This is a genomic window from Mycobacterium haemophilum DSM 44634 (genome assembly GCF_000340435.2).
Taxonomy (GTDB): domain Bacteria; phylum Actinomycetota; class Actinomycetes; order Mycobacteriales; family Mycobacteriaceae; genus Mycobacterium; species Mycobacterium haemophilum.
This window is the reverse complement of the sequence record NZ_CP011883.2, coordinates 3,166,895-3,187,307: the sequence shown is the minus strand read 5'-3', so window position 1 is coordinate 3,187,307 and position 20,413 is coordinate 3,166,895. Positions and strand designations below refer to the sequence as shown.

Annotated in this window: 11 protein-coding genes and 2 pseudogenes; 6 read left to right on the top strand and 7 right to left on the bottom strand. The window is 65.7% G+C overall.

Annotation, left to right across the window (positions count from 1 at the left end; genetic code table 11):
• Window positions 1-4 precede the first annotated feature (4 nt).
• On the bottom strand, window positions 5-949 hold the full coding sequence (locus tag B586_RS22530) for a PE family protein (protein WP_054879557.1): 945 nt from the start codon (window positions 947-949) through the stop codon (window positions 5-7).
• Between the two features lie 269 nt (window positions 950-1,218).
• On the opposite strand from B586_RS22530, the gene B586_RS14860 reads away from it, so the two are divergent.
• Window positions 1,219-3,780, top strand: coding sequence for a bifunctional FO biosynthesis protein CofGH (locus B586_RS14860; protein ID WP_168162598.1), 2,562 nt, complete (start codon window positions 1,219-1,221; stop codon window positions 3,778-3,780).
• A 46-nt stretch (window positions 3,781-3,826) separates the two neighbouring features.
• Here the strand turns inward: B586_RS14860 and B586_RS14855 are convergent, their stop codons facing one another.
• The 6 genes and pseudogenes from B586_RS14855 to B586_RS14840 form a co-directional block, all read right to left on the bottom strand.
• Window positions 3,827-4,159, bottom strand: coding sequence for a hemophore-related protein (locus B586_RS14855; protein ID WP_047314981.1), 333 nt, complete (start codon window positions 4,157-4,159; stop codon window positions 3,827-3,829).
• Between the two features lie 125 nt (window positions 4,160-4,284).
• The gene (locus B586_RS14850; RefSeq protein ID WP_054879559.1) at window positions 4,285-6,318 is read right to left on the bottom strand and encodes an NADPH-dependent 2,4-dienoyl-CoA reductase; all 2,034 of its coding nucleotides are present in this window, start codon (window positions 6,316-6,318) and stop codon (window positions 4,285-4,287) included.
• Window positions 6,315-6,557: pseudogene (locus tag B586_RS14845) on the bottom strand (PadR family transcriptional regulator); the annotation flags it as partial. The gene B586_RS14850 and the pseudogene B586_RS14845, both read right to left, overlap by 4 nt.
• Window positions 6,558-6,584: 27 nt before the next feature.
• Window positions 6,585-6,737 (bottom strand): annotated as a pseudogene (locus B586_RS22610) (adenylyltransferase/cytidyltransferase family protein); the annotation flags it as partial.
• Between the two features lie 20 nt (window positions 6,738-6,757).
• On the bottom strand, window positions 6,758-6,901 hold the full coding sequence (locus B586_RS21040; protein WP_156406796.1) for a hypothetical protein: 144 nt from the start codon (window positions 6,899-6,901) through the stop codon (window positions 6,758-6,760).
• Entirely contained in the window at window positions 6,898-8,232 is a 1,335-nt protein-coding gene (locus B586_RS14840; protein WP_054879560.1) for an MATE family efflux transporter, read from the bottom strand. The genes B586_RS21040 and B586_RS14840 overlap by 4 nt, the downstream gene beginning before the upstream one ends.
• A 358-nt stretch (window positions 8,233-8,590) precedes the next feature.
• On the opposite strand from B586_RS14840, the gene fdxA reads away from it, so the two are divergent.
• From fdxA to pks2, 5 genes are all read left to right on the top strand, one after another.
• Window positions 8,591-8,917 carry a ferredoxin gene (gene fdxA / locus B586_RS14835; protein ID WP_047315021.1) on the top strand — a complete coding sequence of 109 codons (327 nt, stop codon included), beginning with the start codon at window positions 8,591-8,593 and terminating at the stop codon, window positions 8,915-8,917.
• Between the two features lie 53 nt (window positions 8,918-8,970).
• The gene (gene dapC / locus B586_RS14830; RefSeq protein WP_047314977.1) at window positions 8,971-10,056 is read left to right on the top strand and encodes a succinyldiaminopimelate transaminase; all 1,086 of its coding nucleotides are present in this window, start codon (window positions 8,971-8,973) and stop codon (window positions 10,054-10,056) included.
• Window positions 10,057-10,086: 30 nt separating this feature from the next.
• The gene (locus B586_RS14825; RefSeq protein WP_418001108.1) at window positions 10,087-12,456 is read left to right on the top strand and encodes an APC family permease; all 2,370 of its coding nucleotides are present in this window, start codon (window positions 10,087-10,089) and stop codon (window positions 12,454-12,456) included.
• Between the two features lie 26 nt (window positions 12,457-12,482).
• Window positions 12,483-13,697: an alpha/beta hydrolase gene (locus tag B586_RS14820; protein ID WP_054880890.1), complete on the top strand. Its 1,215-nt coding sequence runs from the start codon at window positions 12,483-12,485 to the stop codon at window positions 13,695-13,697.
• Between the two features lie 300 nt (window positions 13,698-13,997).
• Window positions 13,998-20,399, top strand: a complete 6,402-nt coding sequence (gene pks2 / locus B586_RS14810; RefSeq protein WP_054879563.1) for a sulfolipid-1 biosynthesis phthioceranic/hydroxyphthioceranic acid synthase — start codon at window positions 13,998-14,000, stop codon at window positions 20,397-20,399.
• The last annotated feature ends 14 nt before the right edge of the window (window positions 20,400-20,413 follow it).

Sequence of the window (20,413 nt, the reverse complement as noted above, 5' to 3'; positions counted from 1 at the left end):
GGTTTTACGGGAGTGGCGGCAGCGGTGGGAGGAAACTCAGCACCCAGTTGACCTCGGTCTGGATGAATTGGTTGACCGACGCCGTGGTGGCCGCCCAGAAATTGCTCAGCCCTTGACTGAAGGTGATTGTTCCGCCCAGCCAGTCGATTGTGTTGAACAGGGCGCTTTGCACCATGGGCTCGAACAGGTAGTAGAAGAAATTGATCTGCGGCGCCAAGATACCGATCCAGGGCACCCAACCCACCACGTAAGACAGCAAATTGAAGCCGTACTGCACCCATGGCTCAACGGCGAGGTAGAGATTCTCGATCGCGGTGCCGATCGATCCGGCTGCCGCCGGCGCTGCCGCAGCGTTGGTCAGATTCGCCGGCTGCAGCAGGGCGTTCGCGGCAGCGGTGAGGCCCCTGGCACCGCCGGTAGGCCGGAGCCCCAACACGCTGGCGCCAGTGTGATTCGCGGCTGCTCCGCTACCGCCGGGGAGACCGAACGCGTTGCCGATCAGCCCGGCCCCACTGTTGCCCAACAGCACACTCTCGATGCGTCCCGCGACGTTCGACCAGACGCCGCCGGCCGCCGGGTGACCGCCCACGTGGGCGCCGCCGCCAAGCAACGGGTGCCCCAGCAGCAGCTCGGCGGGCCTGTTCACCGCATTGACCAGCGTCTGCACGGCGTTGGCCTCCGCCGCGGCATATGTGCTGGCACTGGTGCTCATAGCCTGCACGAACTGCTCATGAAACGCGGCCAGCTGCGCGCTCAGCCGCTGATACCCCTGCGCATGCTGGGAAAACAGCGCAGCGATCTGCGTCGACACCTGATCCGCGGCGGCGGCCAGTATTCCGGTTGTCGGGGCCGCCGCTGCTGCATTGGCGGCGTTAAGCGTGGAACCAATACCGGCCAAGTCCGAGGCCGCGGTAACCAGCGCATCTGGCGTGGCGAGTACGAAAGACATCCCGTACCTCCCCCGTGCGTCCGCAACAACGCGGCTATCGCCTAGTGGTGACCGATTGAAGGAATCGTATCGCGATCCCCGGCTGATTAGCGGCGATGTCCGCGAAACGGTTAGCCGAGCGTTCGCCGCGCGGCGATGACACCGGGATACTCGACCGCGTGCCAGCTATGGTCTGGCGCTAGTGTTGCGAATATGTTGGGGACGTCGCGGATGAAATTTGAGTGTGGGGAAGTTACACCAACGTGCCGCTGACTGAAGGCCAGGATCCCATGAAGCCCACAGCTCTTTCTAGCCCTGTCGTTCCGCCCAAGCCCAATCCGTCGGCGCTACGGCGGGTATTGCGGCGGGCTCGAGACGGCGTCGCGCTGAATATCGACGAGGCGGCCGTCGCGATGACCGCACGTGGCGAGGAGCTGGCTGACCTCTGCGCAAGCGCGGCGCGGGTACGCGACGCGGGTCTCGAGACGGCTGGGCGACGCGACGCAGACGGCCGGTTGCCGATCACCTATTCGCGGAAGGTGTTCATCCCCGTCACCCATCTGTGCCGCGACAGCTGTCACTACTGCACCTTCGTCACCGCCCCAGGTACGCTGCGCGCCCAAGGCGCCGGGATGTACCTGGAGCCCGACGAGATCCTCGACATCGCCCGTCGCGGAGGTGAACTCGGTTGCAAGGAAGCGCTATTCACCCTCGGCGACCGGCCTGAGGATCGCTGGGCGCAAGCGCGCGAGTGGCTCGCCGAACGGGGTTATGACTCCACGTTGTCCTATCTGCGGGCGATGGCGATTCGCGTGTTGGAGGAGACCGGGCTGTTGCCGCACTTGAATCCCGGCGTGATGAGTTGGTCGGAGCTGTCGCGACTCAAACCGGTGGCGCCGTCGATGGGCATGATGCTGGAGACGACGTCACGACGGCTATTCGAAACGAAAGGCCTTGCGCACTACGGCAGCCCAGACAAAGACCCGGCGGTGCGGTTGCGGGTGCTGACTGATGCGGGCCGGTTGTCTATTCCGTTCACTACCGGTCTACTGGTGGGCATCGGCGAGACGTTGGCTGAGCGTGCCGAAACCTTGCACGCGATTCGCAAGTCGCACAAGGAGTTCGGCCATATCCAGGAAGTGATCGTGCAGAATTTCCGGGCCAAGGAACATACTGCGATGGCCGCGGCGCCGGATGCCGGGATCGAGGATTACCTGGCAACCGTGGCCGTTGCGCGGCTGGTGCTGGGTCCAGGGATGCGTATTCAGGCGCCGCCGAACCTGGTGTCGCGCGACGAGTGTCTCGCGTTGGTCGCTGCCGGTGTCGACGATTGGGGTGGTGTCTCACCACTGACGCCCGACCACGTCAACCCGGAACGGCCCTGGCCCGCTTTGCGTGAATTAGCTGCTGTCACCGCGGAGGCTGGTTACGCCTTGGTGCAGCGGTTGACCGCCCAACCCAAATATGTGCAGGCGGGCGCGGCATGGATCGACCCACGGGTGGCCGGTCATGTGGCGGCACTGGCGGATCCGGTGACCGGCATGGCTCGCGATGTCAATCCAGTGGGCATGCCCTGGCAGGAGCCCGACGACGTGGAGTCCGCCGGTCGGGTGGATCTGGGTGCGGCGATCGACACGCAAGGCCGCATCACCGAAGCCCGCAGCGACCTCGACAGCGCATTCGGCGACTGGGAATCAATCCGTGCCCACGTGCACGAGCTGGCCTCGCAAGGCGCCAAAGCGCCAGAACGCCTAGACACCGATGTGCTTGCCGCGCTGCGCTCAGCTGAACGCGATCCCGCCGGGTGCACCGACGACGAATATCTGGCGTTGGCCACCGCCGACGGTCCTGCACTGGAAGCTGTTGCTGCACTGGCAGATTCGTTGCGGCGTGATGCGGTGGGTGACGACGTGACGTTCGTGGTGAACCGCAACATCAACTTCACCAACATCTGTTACACCGGTTGCCGGTTCTGCGCGTTCGCCCAACGCAAGGGTGATGCCGATGCCTACTCGTTGTCCAGCGAGGAGGTCGCCGATCGCGCGTGGGAGGCACACGTTGCCGGTGCCACCGAGGTATGTATGCAGGGTGGTATCGACCCCGAGCTACCGGTCACCGGCTACGCCGATCTGGTGCGCGCCGTCAAGGCCCGGGTCCCGTCGATGCATGTGCACGCGTTTTCCCCGATGGAGATCGCCAACGGGGTGACCAAGAGCGGGTTGAGTATTCGTGAGTGGCTGATCAGCCTGCGCGAGGCTGGCCTGGACACCATTCCCGGCACCGCAGCCGAAATCCTGGACGACGAAGTGCGCTGGGTGCTCACCAAGGGCAAGTTGCCGACGTCGATGTGGGTCGAGATCGTCACCACGGCTCATGAGGTGGGCCTGCGCTCTTCGTCGACCATGATGTACGGCCATGTCGACGGTCCACGACACTGGGTAGCTCACCTCCAGGTCCTACGCGACATCCAGGACCGCACCGGTGGCTTCACCGAATTTGTGCCATTGCCTTTCGTGCACCAGAATTCGCCGTTGTACCTGGCCGGCGCGGCGCGTCCCGGGCCCACCCATCGCGACAACCGCGCCGTGCATGCGCTGGCGCGAATCATGCTGCACGGCCGTATCTCTCACATTCAAACCAGCTGGGTGAAGCTAGGTGTGGCGCGCACGCAGGTAATGCTCAACGGGGGCGCCAACGACCTAGGCGGCACGTTGATGGAGGAAACCATCTCGCGGATGGCCGGTTCGGAATACGGCTCCGCCAAGACCGTCGCCGAGTTGATCGCGATCGCGGAGGGCATTGGCCGCCCCGCACGCCAGCGCACCACCACCTATGCTCCGCTAGCGGCGTAACCCTCAGGTGCGCGCTCGCCGCGGAGCTAACCCGCGGCTGCGCGGCTCAGTAGTTGTTGCAGGTGCCGGCAACCGACTCGACCAGGCCGAGGTACTGCCCAGCCCCGGGCATTACCTGCAACTGCGCGGCCATCTGTGCGCGTCTCGGTGGCGGAGCGGCGAGGAACTGGTGCAAATAAGACTGCGCGATCGGCGATGCGTTCAATTGCGCCGCAGCACCCGGATCCGTCGCGTTGAGCGCTGCCACCACTTGCCCGTAATTGCAGCTCGTGTTGATGACCCCATCCAGTGGATCTGCGGATGCGATCCCGGCCGCAGCGGCCAGCGCCAGCGCCACACCGCCCAGGGTGGCAGCCAATTTGGCCAAAGACCTAACCATGTGGACACCTTCCCCAGTTAGTGCACCGCCAACAAGACGGCGACGGCATCTACCCGGTGGTTGCCGTCTGCGGTCGAGGTTACCAGGCCTTCCGGGTTCGTGGTCAGCGAAATTGGGCGCACCCGCTAGAGCCGGGCCGCCAGCTCGGTGCCCTGCTTGATGGCGCGCTTTGCGTCCAGCTCCGCGGCAAAGGCCGCCCCGCCGATGATGTGTGGGTCAATACCCGCAGCTCGTAGCGCATTCTCCAGATCGCGGACCGGCTCCTGGCCCGCACAGAGCACCACATTGTCAACCGCGAGCAGTCGTGGGCGCTGTCGGTTCGCTCCGAAACTAATGTGCAGCCCGTCGTCGCTGATCCGCTCGTAATTCACCCCGCAGAGTTGGTGCACCCCTTTGGCCTTCAACGACGCCCGGTGCACCCACCCGGACGTCCGGCCCAGCCCTTTGCCCTGCGGGCCCGTGCTGCGCTGCAGCAAAAACACCTCACGCGCAGCCGGCGCCGGCAGCGGAGCGGTCAGTGCACCGCGTGCTTCTGGTGGATCCGCGGCGCCCCATTCGGCCTTCCATTTTTTCAGGTCCTTTGGTTCATGCGTCGGCGAAGCGTCGGTGACCAGGAATTCACTGACGTCGAAGCCGACGCCGCCGGCGCCGACAACCGCCACGGTTTTCCCGATCGGCTTGACGCCGGTGATCGCCTCGGCGTACGTCAGCACCATCGGGTGATCGATGCCTGGGATGGTGGGAATTCGCGGCACCACACCGGTGGCCAGCACAACGTCGTCGTAGCCGGTCAACTCGTCGGCCGTGACTCGGGTGCCCAGCCGCACCACGACGCCGTGTTTGTCCAGCATCGTGGTGAAGTACCGGATGGTCTCGTTAAATTCCTCTTTGCCGGGAATGCGGCGGGCCAAGTCGAACTGGCCGCCGATGAAATCATTGGCTTCAAACAGGGTCACCTGGTGGCCCCGCTGGGCGGCGTTGACGGCTGCGGCCAGTCCGGCCGGACCGGCCCCGACGACGGCCACTGAGCGGGCGCGCCGGGTCGGGGACAACACCAGCTGCGTCTCGCGCCCGGCCCGCGGGTTGAGCAGGCACGACACCATCTTCTTTGCGAATGCGTGGTCGAGGCAGGCTTGATTGCAGGCGATGCAGGTATTGATCTCCTCGGAACGGTCCGTCGCGCTCTTGTGCACCCACTCCGGGTCGCTCAGCAGCGGTCGGGCCATCGATATCAGCTGCACCCGGGTCTTGGCCAGGATCTGTTCGGCGGCTTGCGGCATGTTAATCCGATTGGACGCCACCACGGGGATGCTGACGTGTTGGGCGACAGCGTCGCTGATGTCGACGAAGGCGCCGCTCGGCACCGAGGTGACGATCGTCGGTACCCGGGCCTCATGCCAACCGAAGCCGGAGTTGATGATGGTCGCGCCCGCGGCCTGCACCTCGGTCGCCAACGCGACGATCTCGTCCCAGCTTTGGCCGCCCTCGACGTAGTCGGCCATCGACATCCGGTAACAGATAATGAAATCGGATCCGACGGCGGCGCGGATGCGGCGCACGATCTCGACCGGGAGCCGGCGGCGGTTGGCCGGTGTGCCACCCCAGGAATCGGTGCGTTTGTTGGTGCGCGGTGCCAGGAACTGGTTGAGCAGGTATCCCTCACTGCCCATGATTTCGACTCCGTCGTAGCCGGCCTCGCGAGCCAGTTGCGCGCAGCGGGTGAAATCGGTGATCGTTGCTTCGACGCCCCGGGGCGACAGCGCTCGCGGCCGGAACGGGTTGATCGGCGCCTTGATTGACGACGCGCTGACCGAAAGTGGGTGGTACGCATAACGTCCCGCGTGCAGGATCTGCAGCAGGATCTTGGCGCCCGATTCGTGGACGGCCCCGGTGACACGACGATGCCGGCGGGCTTGCGGGGCGGAAACCATTTCCGAGGCGAACGGCAGCAGCCAGCCGGTGCGGTTCGGTGCGTAGCCACCCGTAATGATCAGCCCGACCCCTCCGCGTGCGCGTTCGGCGAAGTATTCGGCGAGCCGATCGATATGGCGAGCTCGGTCTTCCAGTCCGGTATGCATCGAACCCATGACCACCCGATTGCGCAACGTGGTAAAGCCAAGGTCCAACGGGGACAACAGGTTTGGGTATGAACTCGTCATGATGTCTGCTGAAGTGCCGCAGCGACCTCGTCGAGCCCGTCGATCGTGCTCTCCTCGGCTCGGATGCCGCCGCGCAGCAGTGACGGGTCGGGGAAGGTGTGTTTCTCGTGCCCGCGATAGCTGGCGAGCGTGTCGACGCGGTTGGCCCGCAGCGCGGCGATTTGGGTACGCAGCGCCGCAACGGTCCCGTCTTCGGAGCCATAAACGGCACCACGCAGCTTGACGGCGATATCGCGCGTCACCTTGGACAGCTCCAGGGTGAACGGCAGCACGCACGGCACGCCGCAGCCGCGGGCCAGCTGCACCGCCCGGTTGATCAGCTCCTGGTGTCCTCTGTGTACCCCGTCGAACGCCCCGATGGTCGCCACGCAACGACTCCAGCCACTCGGCAGGCTGTCCAGTCCACGCCACCGCTGCACGAGCCCGAGCCTAGCCCGGCTCACGGGACGGCGAACACTGCGACGGAGCGGGCCGTCTGGCCGTCGTCGACCATCAGCGCGATTGCCTGGCGGTGGTTGCCGATCACGACGAGCTCCGGCGGCACCGGCGTGCGCGCCCGCTTCGAGGTCCCCGCTGAGGTCACGGGGAAATCATGCCGGGTACCGCCCAGCGACCGGAGCGCAGGCGGCCGAGCACGGTGGCCAGCCGGATCAGCATGAACGCGGTGAGCCCTGTCCAGATGCCCATCAGTCCCCAGTCGAGCGCGAGCGAGAGCCACGCCATCGGCAGGAAGCCGAGCAGGGCCGCGGTGAGCGTCGCGGTGCGCAGGAACGCCGCGTCGCCCGCACCGAGCAGCACGCCGTCCAGCGCGAACACCACGCCGGCCACCGGCTGCAACGCGACGAAGAACCACCAGGCGTTGGGAATCTCGCCGAGCACCGCCGCGTCGGAGGTGAACACCTTGGGCAGCACAGGGTACAGCACGCAGAACACCGCGGCGAGCAGCAGGCCGAAGATCAGCCCGTAGCCGGTGACCTGCCTGGCCAGCGCACGGGCACTCGTCTCGTCGCGGCCGCCGAGCGCCGCGCCGACCAGCGCCTGCGCCGCGATGGCCAGCGAGTCCAGCACGAGCGAGAGGAACACCCACAGCTGCAGCACGACCTGGTGCGCGCCGACCGCGGCTGCGGAGGTCCTCGCGGCGACGGCGATGGCGGAGACGAAGCACGCCTGGAACGCGAGGCTGCGCAGCACCAGGTCCCGCCCGGCGGTGAGCTGGGCACGCAGCCGGGCCGGCTCCGGGCGCAGCAGCACCCGTTCGACGGCGAGCGCCCGCAGGAACAGCGCGGCGGAGATCGCCTGGGCGACCACGTTGGCCACCGCGGAGCCGGTAAGGCCCATGCCGGCGACGTGCACCAGCAGCGGGCACAGCACCGCGGAGATGCCATTGCCGGCCAACACGTAGCGCAGCGGCCGCGCGGTCTCCTGCACGCCGCGCATCCAGCCGTTGCCGGCCATGGTGACGAGGATCAGCGGCACGCCGAGCAGCGCGATCCGCAGCCAGCCGACGGCGGCGTCGGCGACCTGCCCCGGCCCGGCGAGCAGCCGGACCACCGGCCCCGCGAACAGCTGCCCGACCCCGACCAGCACGAGCCCGACGGCCAGCGCGAGCCAGGTGGCGGCCACCCCCTCAGCCACCGCGCCGGCTCGCTGGCCGGCGCCGTGCTGGCGGGCGGCGCGCGCGGTGGTGCCGTAGGCGAGGAAGGTCAGCTGGGTGGACAGCTGGGCGAGCACGACCCCGCCGACGGCGAGCGCGGCGAGCGGGGTGCCGCCGAGATGGCCGACGACCGCGGTGTCGACCAGCAGGTACAGCGGTTCCGCCGCGAGCACGCCGAGCGCCGGGACGGCCAGCCCGAACAGCCGGCGAGGCGCGACACCCCGCCGGCCCGGTAAGGTACAAGAGCCTTGTTCACCCATGACAGCCGTCAGCGTATGGGTAAGGATCGACAGTGGACAACGCCTATTACCTGGACGTCGCGCTCCGGCTCGCCAACAGCAACCCCGACGGGGCGACACCAGGGTTCGGCCCGCACTCGGTGACGGACTGATGGCGGAGTCGTTCACCGCGCTGGAGCCGGGGCAGCATAAACCGCAACGTTAGACCCTATGCAACTAGGTGCATAATGCCTCAGCGTTTGACAGGTGCGCCCAGTGGTTGACGTGTATGTGCAACGTCTAGTATCAGTAATCGAACGCTTTGTCCGGCGAGCGGCTCGCGGACGCCGCGGCGAGGCGAACAGCATCCCACATTGAGCAGTACACGGAGGAGACGTTTGTGACGTACACGATCGCCGAACCCTGCGTCGACATCAAGGACAAGGCATGCATTGAGGAATGCCCGGTCGACTGCATCTACGAGGGCGCTCGGATGCTGTACATCCACCCTGACGAATGCGTCGACTGTGGGGCGTGCGAACCGGTCTGCCCTGTCGAAGCGATCTACTACGAAGACGATGTGCCCGAACAGTGGAGCCAGTACACGCAGATCAACGCCGATTTCTTCGTTGAGTTGGGATCGCCCGGTGGCGCGGCGAAGGTCGGTATGACCGAGAACGATCCGCAAGTGGTCAAGGACCTTGCGCCGCAGGGCGAAGGCAACTGAACCGGCCGGTGGCCGATGAGCTAGCAGGGGGAGTGCGTCGCCTGCGCGGGCGAGTGTCGGCGTCCCTGCCGGTGTTTCCCTGGGACACCTTGGCCGACGCGAAAGCCGTGGCCGCAACCCATCCCGACGGCATCGTCGACCTGTCCGTTGGCACCCCGGTCGATCCCGTCGCGCCGCTGATCCAAGCGGCTCTTGCTGCCGCGAGCTCCGCAGCGGGATATCCCGCCACCGCCGGCACCGCGCGGCTGCGTGAGTCGGCCGTGGCCGCGTTGGACCGCCGCTACGGCATCACCGGACTCACTGAGACGGCCGTGCTGCCCGTGATCGGCACCAAGGAACTGATCGCCTGGTTGCCGACCCTGCTGGGCCTGCGCGCCGGCGACGTGGTTGTGGTGCCGGAACTGGCGTATCCGACGTATGACGTTGGCGCCCGGCTGGCTGGAGCACAGGTGCTACGCGCGGACTCGCTGACCCAGCTGGGCCCGCAGTCCCCGGCGCTGCTCTACCTCAACTCCCCGAGCAACCCGACCGGTCGAGTACTCGGCGTGGACCACCTGCGCAAGGTGGTGGGATGGGCACGCAATCGTGGTGTCGTGGTGGTTTCTGACGAGTGCTACCTGGGTTTAGGTTGGGACGCCGAGCCGTTATCGGTGCTGCATCCGTTGGTCTGTGACGGCAACCATGCCGGGCTGCTGGCGGTGCACTCGCTGTCAAAGAGCTCGTCGCTGGCCGGGTATCGGGCAGGCTTTGTCGCCGGAGATCCGGGTCTGGTCGCTGAACTACTGGCGGTGCGCAAACACGCCGGGATGATGGTGCCGACGCCGGTGCAGGCGGCCATGGTCGCCGCCCTCGAGGACGACGCTCATGAACACGAGCAGCGAGATCGCTACGCGCGCCGAAGGGATGCGTTGCTGCCCGCGGTCGCATCAGCCGGTTTTACCGTCGACCATTCCGAGGCCGGCTTGTACTTGTGGGCCAGCCGCGGCGAGCCTTGTCGGGACAGCGTCGTGTGGTTCGCTGCGCGTGGAATCCTGGTGGCGCCCGGCGAGTTCTATGGCACCGGTGGTTGTCAGCATGTGCGGGTGGCGCTGACCGCCAGTGACGAGCGGATCGCTGCCGCCGTCGCGCGGCTCAGCTAAGCGCTTCACTGTTGGGTAAGGAATGTGGTCGTGACATCTTCGGCTGGTAGTTCGGCTGGCAAGCTGCGCATCCCGCTGTCGTTTGGTGACATAGCCAAGCGTGTCTTGCTGGGCAAGCCACTGATCACCGAGGAACTGCGATCCGAGAAATTATCGAACCAGGTTGCGCTGGGGGCACTTTCACCAGATGCGATTTCGTCGACCGCTTACGGTCCTGAGCAGATCCTGATCGAATTGCTGCCGCATGCCGGGTTGGCGGCGTTCGTCTTGTTACTTCCCGTCACCGGTGTCATCTTGCTGATTCTGGTGCTGGTGGCCGCGTCGTATCGGCAGGTCGTCATGGCTTACACCCGAGCGGGTGGGTCCTATATCGTCGCGCGGGAAAACTTCGGGCCCCGAGTGGCGCAGGTCGCCGCGGCCGCTCTGCTGATCGACTATGTGGTCACGGTGGCGGTGCAGTCGGCGGCTGGGACGGTTGCGGTGGTGTCGGCGATCCCCGTGTTGGGCCCGTACAGCCTGGAGATCACCGTCGGTGTGGTGCTGCTGATCTGCTACGCGAACCTGCGTGGCCTCCGCGACGCTGGGATGCCGTTCGCGGTGGCGACCTATGCGTTCATCTTCATGATCGCCTTGACAATCATGGTCGGTGTCATCCGCGAAATAGTCGGGGAATTACCGACATACGATCCGCATCAGCTGGCCGGAACGGTGCCGGTGCAGCAGGGGAGCGGGCTGGTGATGGGCGCGACGATCCTGACCTTGTTGCGTGCGTTCGCCAACGGGGGTTCGTCACTGACCGGTGTTGAGGCGATCTCCAATACGGTCGACGTCTTCCGAAAACCGCAGGGCCCCAACGCGTGCCGCGTGCTTACTGTCATGGCAGCGGTTCTTGGATTCTTGCTGGCTGGTGTTGCGTACCTGGCGTTTGTGACCCACGCAACGCCGTATGTCGATGAATATCCGTCAGTCTTGTCGCAGGTTGCCCGCGCGGTCTTCGGTAACGGGGTAATCGGCACCATCCTCTTTATCCTCGTTCAGGCGGCATCGGCTGCCATCTTGTTCACTGGTGCCAACACCAGTTTCAACGGATTCCCGGCGCTGGCCAGCTTTGTGGCCGAAGACCGCTTCCTGCCGCGGCAGCTGATGAAACGCGGTCACCGCCTAGTGTTTTCGAACGGCATCATCGCGCTCACTGCGCTGTCGGTGGCATTGCTGGTGACGACCGGCGGCTCGGTCAACGCGCTGGTCCCGTTTTACGCGATCGGCGTGTTCACCGGATTCTCGATGGCCGGCTACGGGATGACCAAACATCATCTGACTCACCGGGAACCCGGTTGGCGACACCGACTGGCGATCAACCTTTCCGCGGGGATCCTGTCCACGATCGTTGTGGGGATCTTCGCGGTGGCGAAGTTCACCGAAGGCGCGTGGCTGGTGGTCGTGGTCTTCCCGGTGCTGGTGTTTGTGCTGATGCGACTCAACCGGGAATATCGAGCCGAGGCCGCCATTCTCGAGACGTTTCGTACCGACCGGCCCGAGTTGGTGAAGTACGCGCGACACCGGGTGTTTGTCCTGGTGAACTCGGTTGACCTCGCGGTGATCGAAGCGCTGCGGTACGGCAAAGGATTGCGGGCCGACGATCTCATCGCGGTGCATTTCATGGTCGACGAGACCTACGCCGCGCAGTTGCGAAAGCGTTGGGATCACTACGAACTCGACACCCGGCTGCGGGTGGTGGACTGTCCAGACCGGCGGATCAACCGGGCCGCGCAGCTGCTGGTCGCCAAGGCGCGCGACGAACATCCCGATACCAACGTGACGGTGTTGTTGCCACGTCGCACCTATGCGCCGCTGCTGGGGCGGCTGCTCCATGACCGCACCGCCGACAAGATCGCGCGGGCCATCAGCCTGATCCCGGACGCCGCGGCGACCATCGTGCCTTATGACGTGCAGTCCCGGATCCAGGAGGCCTACCCCGAACGGTTTGAGCAGCGGGTCGCGCGCGAACTCGGCAAGGTCGAAGCCTGGGTGTCACAGGGCGAGGACCGCGACATCGACGCCTACGAGCACCCGGCACCCGCCGAGCGGCCGTCGTCAGTGGTCAACGTGGCCGGCTTGGTACCCGGACAACGCGCCACCGTCGAAGGACGGGTCCGTCAAGTCGAGGACATCAGTCAACGCAGACGCACGCTTCGGTGGATCGTCGTCGGCGACAGCACCGGCGAGATCAGCGTGACGTTCCATCCTGGGCGTGGGGGTGCCGACATCCAGCCCGGTCAGCTGTTGCGGATCACCGGCAAAGCCCGCCAGAGCGGTAACCGACCCATATCGATGATCGACCCGGCGTATCACGTGATGGAGGAGCCAGTGGAGAACAGGCAAAGCGGGGAAACACGGTGAAGCGGCTGGCAGCAGTGTTGGTGTCCATGCTGGGGTTCGCGGTCACCGCTAATGGTTACCGGCCGTTGACGAGGCATGGTTACGGCTCGGCGTACGCGTTCGGCTACGGCTTGCTCGCCTCGGAGCTTCCCGCTCAGGTGTTCGGTGTCCAGCTAGCGGCGCTGACGGCGGTGTCGCGCCGGCTGCCAGTGCGGATACGTCGATTCAGCTGGCTGGTATCGGCACTGTCTTGGCTGGGGCTCTTGGGTCTGCGCCGCATCGGGCACCGGGCCAACGAGCCGTTGACCGCGGCACTGGACGCGGGGTTGGGCCCCGGCCGTCGCACCGACGTGGGCGACTTGTGGACGCCGCCCGCGCCCGGGGGCGCCACCGCGAAGAAACCCGGCGTTGCGCGGATGCTACGGATCTACCGTGACTACGCGCACGACGCCGACGTCAGTTACGGGCAGTGCGGCTCCAGGAACCATCTCGACATCTGGCGACGTCCCGACCTGGACCGCGGCGGACGGGCTCCGGTGCTGCTGCAGGTTCCCGGGGGTGCCTGGATGGTCGGAAACAAACGTGGACAGGCACATCCGCTGATGAGTCATTTGGCCGAGCTGGGTTGGGTTTGCGTGGCGATCAACTACCGGCTCAGCCCACGCTCCACCTGGCCCGATCAGATCGTCGACGTCAAGCGCGCGATCGCGTGGACAAAGGAGCACATCGCCTCCTACGGCGGTGACCCGGACTGGATTGCGATCACCGGTGGCTCGGCCGGCGGGCATCTTTCTTCACTTGCCGCGCTAACCCCCAACGATCCACGGTTTCAGCCGGGCTTCGAGAAGGCCGACACCCGGGTGCAAGCGGCTGTTCCGTTCTACGGTGTTTATGACTTCACTGGCCCGATCAACTCGATGCATCCGATGATGCTGCCGCTGGTGCAGAAGTACGTGTTCAAGTGCAAGCGCAGCGACCATCCGCACGATTTTCGCGTCGCGTCGCCGATCGCGCACATCGGTCAAGACGCACCGGCGTTTTTCGTGCTACACGGCAGCAACGACTCGTTGGTCCCGGTCGAACAGGCGCGCAGCTTCACCGCGCGACTACGCGAGGTTAGCCGCCAGCCCGTCGTCTATGCCGAATTGCCTTGCGCGCAGCATGCTTTCGACATCTTCGGGTCGGCCCGGGCGGCGCATGCCGCGGTGGCCGTCGAGCAGTTTCTTGCCGAGATATATGCCTCGCGTCAGGCCGTCGCGTAGCCCCGGGTGCGGTCGCCGTCGGAGGCTCGTCCGCGGTGGGATCTGTCACGTCGCATCGGTGTCGTCACTAGCTCGAAGGTGTGTTCGATCTCGGTGCTGATGGACGGTCCGCGCAAGTTTGTCGCAACTTGTGCACCAAGCACCGCGGTGAGCCGGTAAACTATCACCCGCAACAGCTGTCGATCCTGAGCCCGAACGTGCCGTACATAGTGGTACGCAGTCGTGTCGGGGCCTCTTTTCCTGTGTTTACGTGGCTAGACTGCCGAGCGCCAATTGGGCTATCTAAGAGGAGACTGCACTTTGCGATCCGCAAATGTCACGCCGGTTGCTGTCATTGGTATGGCCTGCCGGCTCCCCGGTGGGATCGACTCTCCGCAACGCCTGTGGGAGGCGTTGTTGCGCGGCGACGACTTGGTGACCGAGATTCCCAAGGAACGCTGGGACGCGGATTTGTATTACGACCCAGAACCCGGGGTGCCTGGCCGGTCGGTATCGCGATGGGGTGCCTTCCTGGACGACGTTGGTGGCTTTGACTGCGACTTCTTCGGCATGACTGAGCGTGAGGCCACCGCGATCGACCCGCAGCACCGCCTGTTGCTGGAAACGTCGTGGGACGCCATCGAGCATGCGGGCCTTGACCCGGCGACGCTGGCTGGATCACAGACCGGTGTCTTTATCGGACTGACACACGGCGACTACGAGCTGCTGTCCGCCGATTGTGGCGCCGCGGAGGGACCGTACGGCTTCACCGCCACCAGTAACAGCTTCGCGTCCGGGCGAGTCGCCTACACGCTGGGGCTGCATGGTCCGGCGGTCACGGTGGACACCGCGTGCTCGTCGGGCTTGACGGCCATACACCAGGCCTGCGGCAGCCTGGATGGCGGCGAAAGCGATCTCGCCCTGGCCGGCGGTGTCGCCGTGACGTTGGAACCGCGGAAGTCGGTGTCGGGTTCGCTGCAGGGCATGCTGTCGCCCACCGGTCGCTGCCACGCCTTCGATGTCGCGGCCGACGGATTCGTGTCCGGCGAGGGTTGCGTGGTGCTGTTGCTCAAGCGGTTGCCCGACGCGGAGCGTGACGGTGACCGGATCCTGGCGGTGCTGCGCGGCACCGCGGCCAACCAGGATGGCCGCACCCCAAACATCGCGGCGCCGTCGGAGCAAGCGCAAGTCGCGGTGTATCGAAAAGCGTTGGCCGTGGCTGGCGTTGACCCCGCTACGGTGGGCCTGGTCGAAGCGCATGGCACCGGGACTCAGGTGGGAGACCCGATCGAATTCGCGAGCTTGGCCGCGGTGTACGGGACCGCGGGACGTTGTGCGTTGGCATCGGTGAAGACAAACTTCGGCCACATGCAGTCGACATCGGGGCCGCTGGGGATGATGAAGGCGATCCTGGCGCTGCAGCATGGCGTGGTTCCGAAGAACCTGTACTTCACCCGGCTGCCCGATCAGCTGGCCGAGATCACGACTGAACTCTTTGTGCCGCAAGACAGTACGACCTGGCCCGTCGATGGTGAGCAGCCCCGGCGTGCCGCGGTGTCGTCGTATGGAATATCGGGCACCAACGTGCACGCGATCTTGGAAGAAGCACCGGCGGCCTCCGGGGATTCAGCTAAGGAATCACCGGCAGCAGCCAAAGGCGATGGCCCGCTGTTGTTTGCGGTGTCGGCCACATCGGCCGAGCAGCTGCATGCGACGGCTGCCCGACTGGCGGATTGGGTCGACGAGCACGGCAGCCGGACTAAACGCGCCGGGCTGTGGGATTTGGGCTACACCCTGTCGCGCCGCCGTGGCTACCGGCCGGTGCGGACGATGGTCCCGGCGAGCAGCGTTGCTGAGCTCAGCCGGGGACTGCGTGAAATCGCCGGCAGTGAGATCCCGTATCAGCCCGCCGTGGGGCAAGACGACCGCGGGCCGGTGTGGGTGTTCTCCGGGCAGGGTTCACAGTGGGCCGGGATGGGCGCTGAGCTGCTCGCCAAGGAGCCGGTTTTCGCCGCGACTATCGCGGCGATGGAACCGGTGATCGCCGAGGAATCAGGGTTTTCGGTAACCGAGGCGCTGACGGCGGCGGAGAAGGTAACCGGTATTAACCGGGTCCAGCCGACGATCTTCGCAATCCAGGTGGCGTTGGCCGCCGCGATGAAGTCCTACGGGGTGTATCCGGGTGCTGTCATCGGACATTCGCTCGGTGAGGCCGCGGCAGCCGTCGTTGCGGGCGCACTGTCGTTCGAAGACGGCTTGCGCGTCATCTGCCGTCGCTCGCGGCTGATGTCGCGCGTCGCGGGTAGCGGTGCCATGGCGTCGGTGGAGCTGCCGGGCCAACAAGTGCTTTCCGAACTCTCTATTCGCGGGCTCTCGGATGTTGTGCTGGCCGTCGTAGCCTCACCGACATCGACCGTCGTCGGTGGTGACACCCAGGCGATTCGCGACCTGGTGGCCGCCTGGCAGGAGCAGGACGTGATGGCGCGTGAGGTGGCTGTCGACGTCGCTTCGCATACGCCGCAGGTCGAGCCGATCCTTGACGACTTGGTCGAAGCCCTCGCCGATCTCAAACCAACTGAGCCGGAAATCCCGTACTACTCCGCGACCCTGTGGAACCCTCGTGAGCGGCCGTCGTTCACCGGCGAATACTGGGCGGAAAACCTGCGCTACACGGTGCGATTCGCGGCGGCCGTGCAGGCGGCACTCAAGGATGGATTCCGAGTCTTCGGGGAGCTGGCGCCGCATCCCCTGCTGACCTACGCGATTGAGCAAAACGCCGCCAGTCTCGACATGCCGATTAGCGCGCTGGCCGCCATGCGCCGAGAGCAGGAGCTGCCGTTCGGGTTACGTGGCTTCGTCGCCGATGTGCACAGCGCCGGCGCCCTGGTCGATTTCTCCGTCCAGTACCCCGATGGGTGCCTGGTGGATGCACCATTGCCTACCTGGACCCACCGGGAGCTGATGCTGAGCCGCGAGTCGGCGGACCACCCGGCGCACGGCGCCGCGGTCCAGGCCGTTCATCCGCTGCTCGGAGCGCATGTGCACCTGTTCGAGGAACCGGAGCGCCACGTGTGGCAGGGCGGGGTCGGTACCGAGGCACACCCATGGCTGGGCGACCACCAGATCCACAACGTGGCCGCGCTTCCCGGTGCTGCGTACTGTGAGATGGCCTTGGCCGCCGCGCGCGCGACTCTTGGCGAAGCGTCAGAGGTTCGCGACATTAAGTTCGAGCAGACGCTGCTGTTGGATGACGAAACGATGGCATCGTCGGCGGCGACGGTTTCAGCGCCTGGCGTCCTCGAGTTCGCGGTGGAAACCCATGAGGAAGGCGAACGTGTGCGGCGGGCAAGCGCGGTCCTGCACGCCCTAGAGGCTGGAGCGGATCTGCAGCAGCCGCCCGCACACAACATCGACGCGCTGATCGCCAGCCATCCGTCGCGCATGGAAGGCGCCGATTTGCGGACGGCCTTTGACGCCGTCGGCATTCAGTACGGCCCGGCCTTCTCGGGCCTCGCCGCCGTACACACTGTCGACGGGACCAATGTGGAAGTCGCCACGGTGCTCGCCGAGGTCGCGCTGCCCGGGGCCATTCGCTCGCAGCAATCGGCATACACCAGCCACCCCGCGTTGCTGGATGCCTGCTTCCAGTCGGTCATCGTTGCGCCCGAGGTGCAAAAGGCGGGTGCCGGCGGTCTGCTGCTGCCCGTAGGTGTGCGCAGATTGCGTAACTACCACTCGATGCGCAACGCGCAATATTGCCTCACCCGGGTCACGGCGTCGCGAGCCGGTGAATGTGAAGTCGATCTGGAAGTTCTGGACCAGTCCGGAACGGTGCTGTTGCTGGTCGAGGGGCTGCGCCTGGCCGGCGGCGCTTCGGAGCACGAACATGCCAATCGAGTACTTGACGAGCGGTTGTTTACCGTCGAATGGGAGCCGCGCGAACTGCCGGAGGTGACGCAGCGCGAGCGCGGGTCCTGGTTAGTGCTCGGCGCATCCGACCCCGCTACGTTAGAAGATCCGTTGGCCAAGCAACTCGGTGATGCCCTAAACGCCGATGGCGGGTATTGCACCGCGGTGCCGTTGCCGCTCGGACAAATAGATACTGCGCAGCTGCGTTCGCTGCTGTCCGGCGACGGCGTGAGCCCTGCCGATGGTCACGGGGCCCTCAAGGGGCTCACCGGCGTCGTCGTGGTGACCGCTCCTCCTGCCGCCGCGGCAGGAGCGGGGGCAGAATCGCCAGCATTGCGGCGCGGCCGGGACTATGTGTCCCACATTGTCACCATCGCCCGCGAGATCTCTGAACTCCCCGGCGAGCGGCCCCGCCTTTTCGTTGTGACCAGAAACGCCGCCAGCATCAAGACGGGTGATCTGGCCAACCTGGAACAGGCCGGGCTGCGCGGGCTGATGCGGGTGATTGACTCCGAACACCCGTACTTGAGCGCCACCCAGATCGACGTCGACGGAACCAACCACGCGACGATCGCCACCCACGTGGCCCGGCAACTGCACAGCGGCTCCGATGAGGACGAGACCGGCTGGCGGGACGGCGAGTGGTACACCGCCCGACTGCGACCCGGTCCGGTGAGCCAGGCCGAACGGCGAACCGCCGTCGTGCAGCACGAACGAGACGGCATGCGTCTCGAGATTCGGACCCCGGGTGACTTGGAATCGCTGGAGTTCGTTGCCTTCGATCGGGTACCGCCGGGACCGGGAGAGATCGAGGTCGCGGTCACCGCCTCCACCATCAACTTCGCCGACGTTTTGGTCGCCTTCGGCCGGTACCCCACTTTCGAGGGCTACCGCCAGCTGTTGGGTATCGACTTCGCCGGAGTGGTGTCGGCCGTCGGGCCCGGTGTCACCGAGCACAAGGTCGGCGACCGGGTCGGCGGTATGTCCCGCAACGGTTGCTGGACCACATTTGTGATCTGCGACGCCCGCCACGCGGTCACACTGCCGCCCGAGGTGCCGCTGGAAGAGGCCGCGGCCGTGCCTACCGTGGCTGCGACCGCGTGGTACGGCCTGCACGATCTGGCCCGGATCTCGTCGACCGACAAGGTGCTGATTCATTCGGGGACCGGCGGTGTCGGACAGGCGGCGATCGCGATCGCACGCGCCGCCGGGTGCGAGATCTTCGCGACGGCGGGTAGTCCGCAGCGGCGACAGCTGCTGCGCGACATGGGTATTGAGCATGTCTACGACTCTCGCAGCCTCGAGTTCGCCGAACAGATCCGTCGTGACACCAAGGGGTACGGCGTTGACGTCGTGCTCAACTCGCTGCCCGGCGCTGCGCAACGCGCCGGAATCGAATTGTTGGCCTTCGGTGGGCGGTTCGTCGAGATTGGCAAACGCGACATCTACGGAGACACTCGACTCGGATTGTTCCCATTCCGCCGCAACCTGTCGTTGTACGCGGTCGACTTGGCGTTGTTGACGCATACCCACCCGGAAACCGTTCGGCGCCTGCTGACCACCGTGTACCAACGCACCGCCGAGGGGGTGTTGCCGGTGCCGCAGACCACGCACTATCCCATTCATGACGCGGCTGGGGCCGTCCGCTTGGTCGCTGGTGCCAGGCACACCGGCAAGGTGTTGCTGGACGTGCCGCACACCGGATCCAGTGTGGCCGTGGTGCCCCCGGAGCAGGTTCGTGCGTTTCGGGCCGACGGCGCCTATATCGTCACTGGCGGGTTGACCGGCCTGGGGCTGTTCCTCGGCACCGAGATGGCCGCCGCGGGCTGCGGACGGGTGGTGCTCAACTCCCGCTCGGCGCCCAATCCCCAAGCGCAGCAGACAATCGAGCGGCTGCGCGCCAAAGGCGCCGACATCCAGGTGGAGTGTGGTGATATCGCTGAGCCCGGGGTTGCTGACCGCTTGGTGGCGGTGGCGACCCAATCGGGGCTGCCGGTTCGCGGCGTGCTACATGCAGCGGGGGTGGTTGAGGACGCTACGTTGACCAACGTCACCGATGAACTCATCGACCGTTGTTGGGCGCCCAAGGTCTACGGCGCGTGGAACCTGCACGTGGCTTTGAAAGAAGTAGCCCTGCAAGAAGGAAAAGCCGCACAGCCGCTGGATTGGTTCTGCTCGTTCTCGACGGCCGCCGCGCTGGTCGGTTCGCCGGGGCAGGGTGCATATGCGGCGGCCAACAGCTGGTTGGATGGTTTCTCGCATTGGCGCCGGGCGCAGGGCCTTCCGAGCACCGCGATCGCTTGGGGGGCATGGGGTGAGATTGGTCTCGCCACCGCCTTGGCCGAAATGGCCGGCGCAGCGATCGCACCCGCCGAGGGCGCTCGCGTCTTCCAGACGCTGCTGTGCTACAGCCGCCCCTACTCCTGCTATGCGCCGATCATGGGAACGCCGTGGTTGACGTCCTTTGCGCAACGCAGCCGCTTCGCCGAGGCGTTCCAGTCCATTTCCCAAGGCCAAAAAGACAAAAGCAAGTTCCTGGCCGAATTGAAAGTATTGCCTCGCGATGAATGGCCCAGCATGATTCGACGGCTGGTGTCCGAGCAGATCAGCTTGCTGCTGCGGCGCACCATTGACCCCGATCGGCCGCTATCTGACTATGGTCTGGATTCGCTCGGGAATTTAGAATTACGAACCCGCATCGAGACAGAGACGGGGGTACGCATAAGTCCCACTAAGATCACCACAATTCGAGGTCTCGCCGAGCACCTGTGCGAAGAGCTGGCAGCTATGGAAGCTGAGTCACCAGCCAGTTGATAGCAGGCGCTTAC

What these genes read in the sequence shown, in the direction of transcription:
- B586_RS14860 (WP_168162598.1), top strand. Translation starts at nt 1,219, where the DNA reads ATGAAGCCCACAGCTCTTTCTAGCCCTGTCGTTCCGCCCAAGCCCAAT.
- B586_RS14850 (WP_054879559.1), bottom strand. Translation starts at nt 6,318, where the DNA reads ATGACGAGTTCATACCCAAACCTGTTGTCCCCGTTGGACCTTGGCTTT.
- B586_RS22530 (WP_054879557.1), bottom strand. Translation starts at nt 949, where the DNA reads ATGTCTTTCGTACTCGCCACGCCAGATGCGCTGGTTACCGCGGCCTCG.
- B586_RS14855 (WP_047314981.1), bottom strand. Translation starts at nt 4,159, where the DNA reads ATGGTTAGGTCTTTGGCCAAATTGGCTGCCACCCTGGGCGGTGTGGCG.
- B586_RS14840 (WP_054879560.1), bottom strand. Translation starts at nt 8,232, where the DNA reads ATGGGTGAACAAGGCTCTTGTACCTTACCGGGCCGGCGGGGTGTCGCG.
- B586_RS14820 (WP_054880890.1), top strand. Translation starts at nt 12,483, where the DNA reads ATGCTGGGGTTCGCGGTCACCGCTAATGGTTACCGGCCGTTGACGAGG.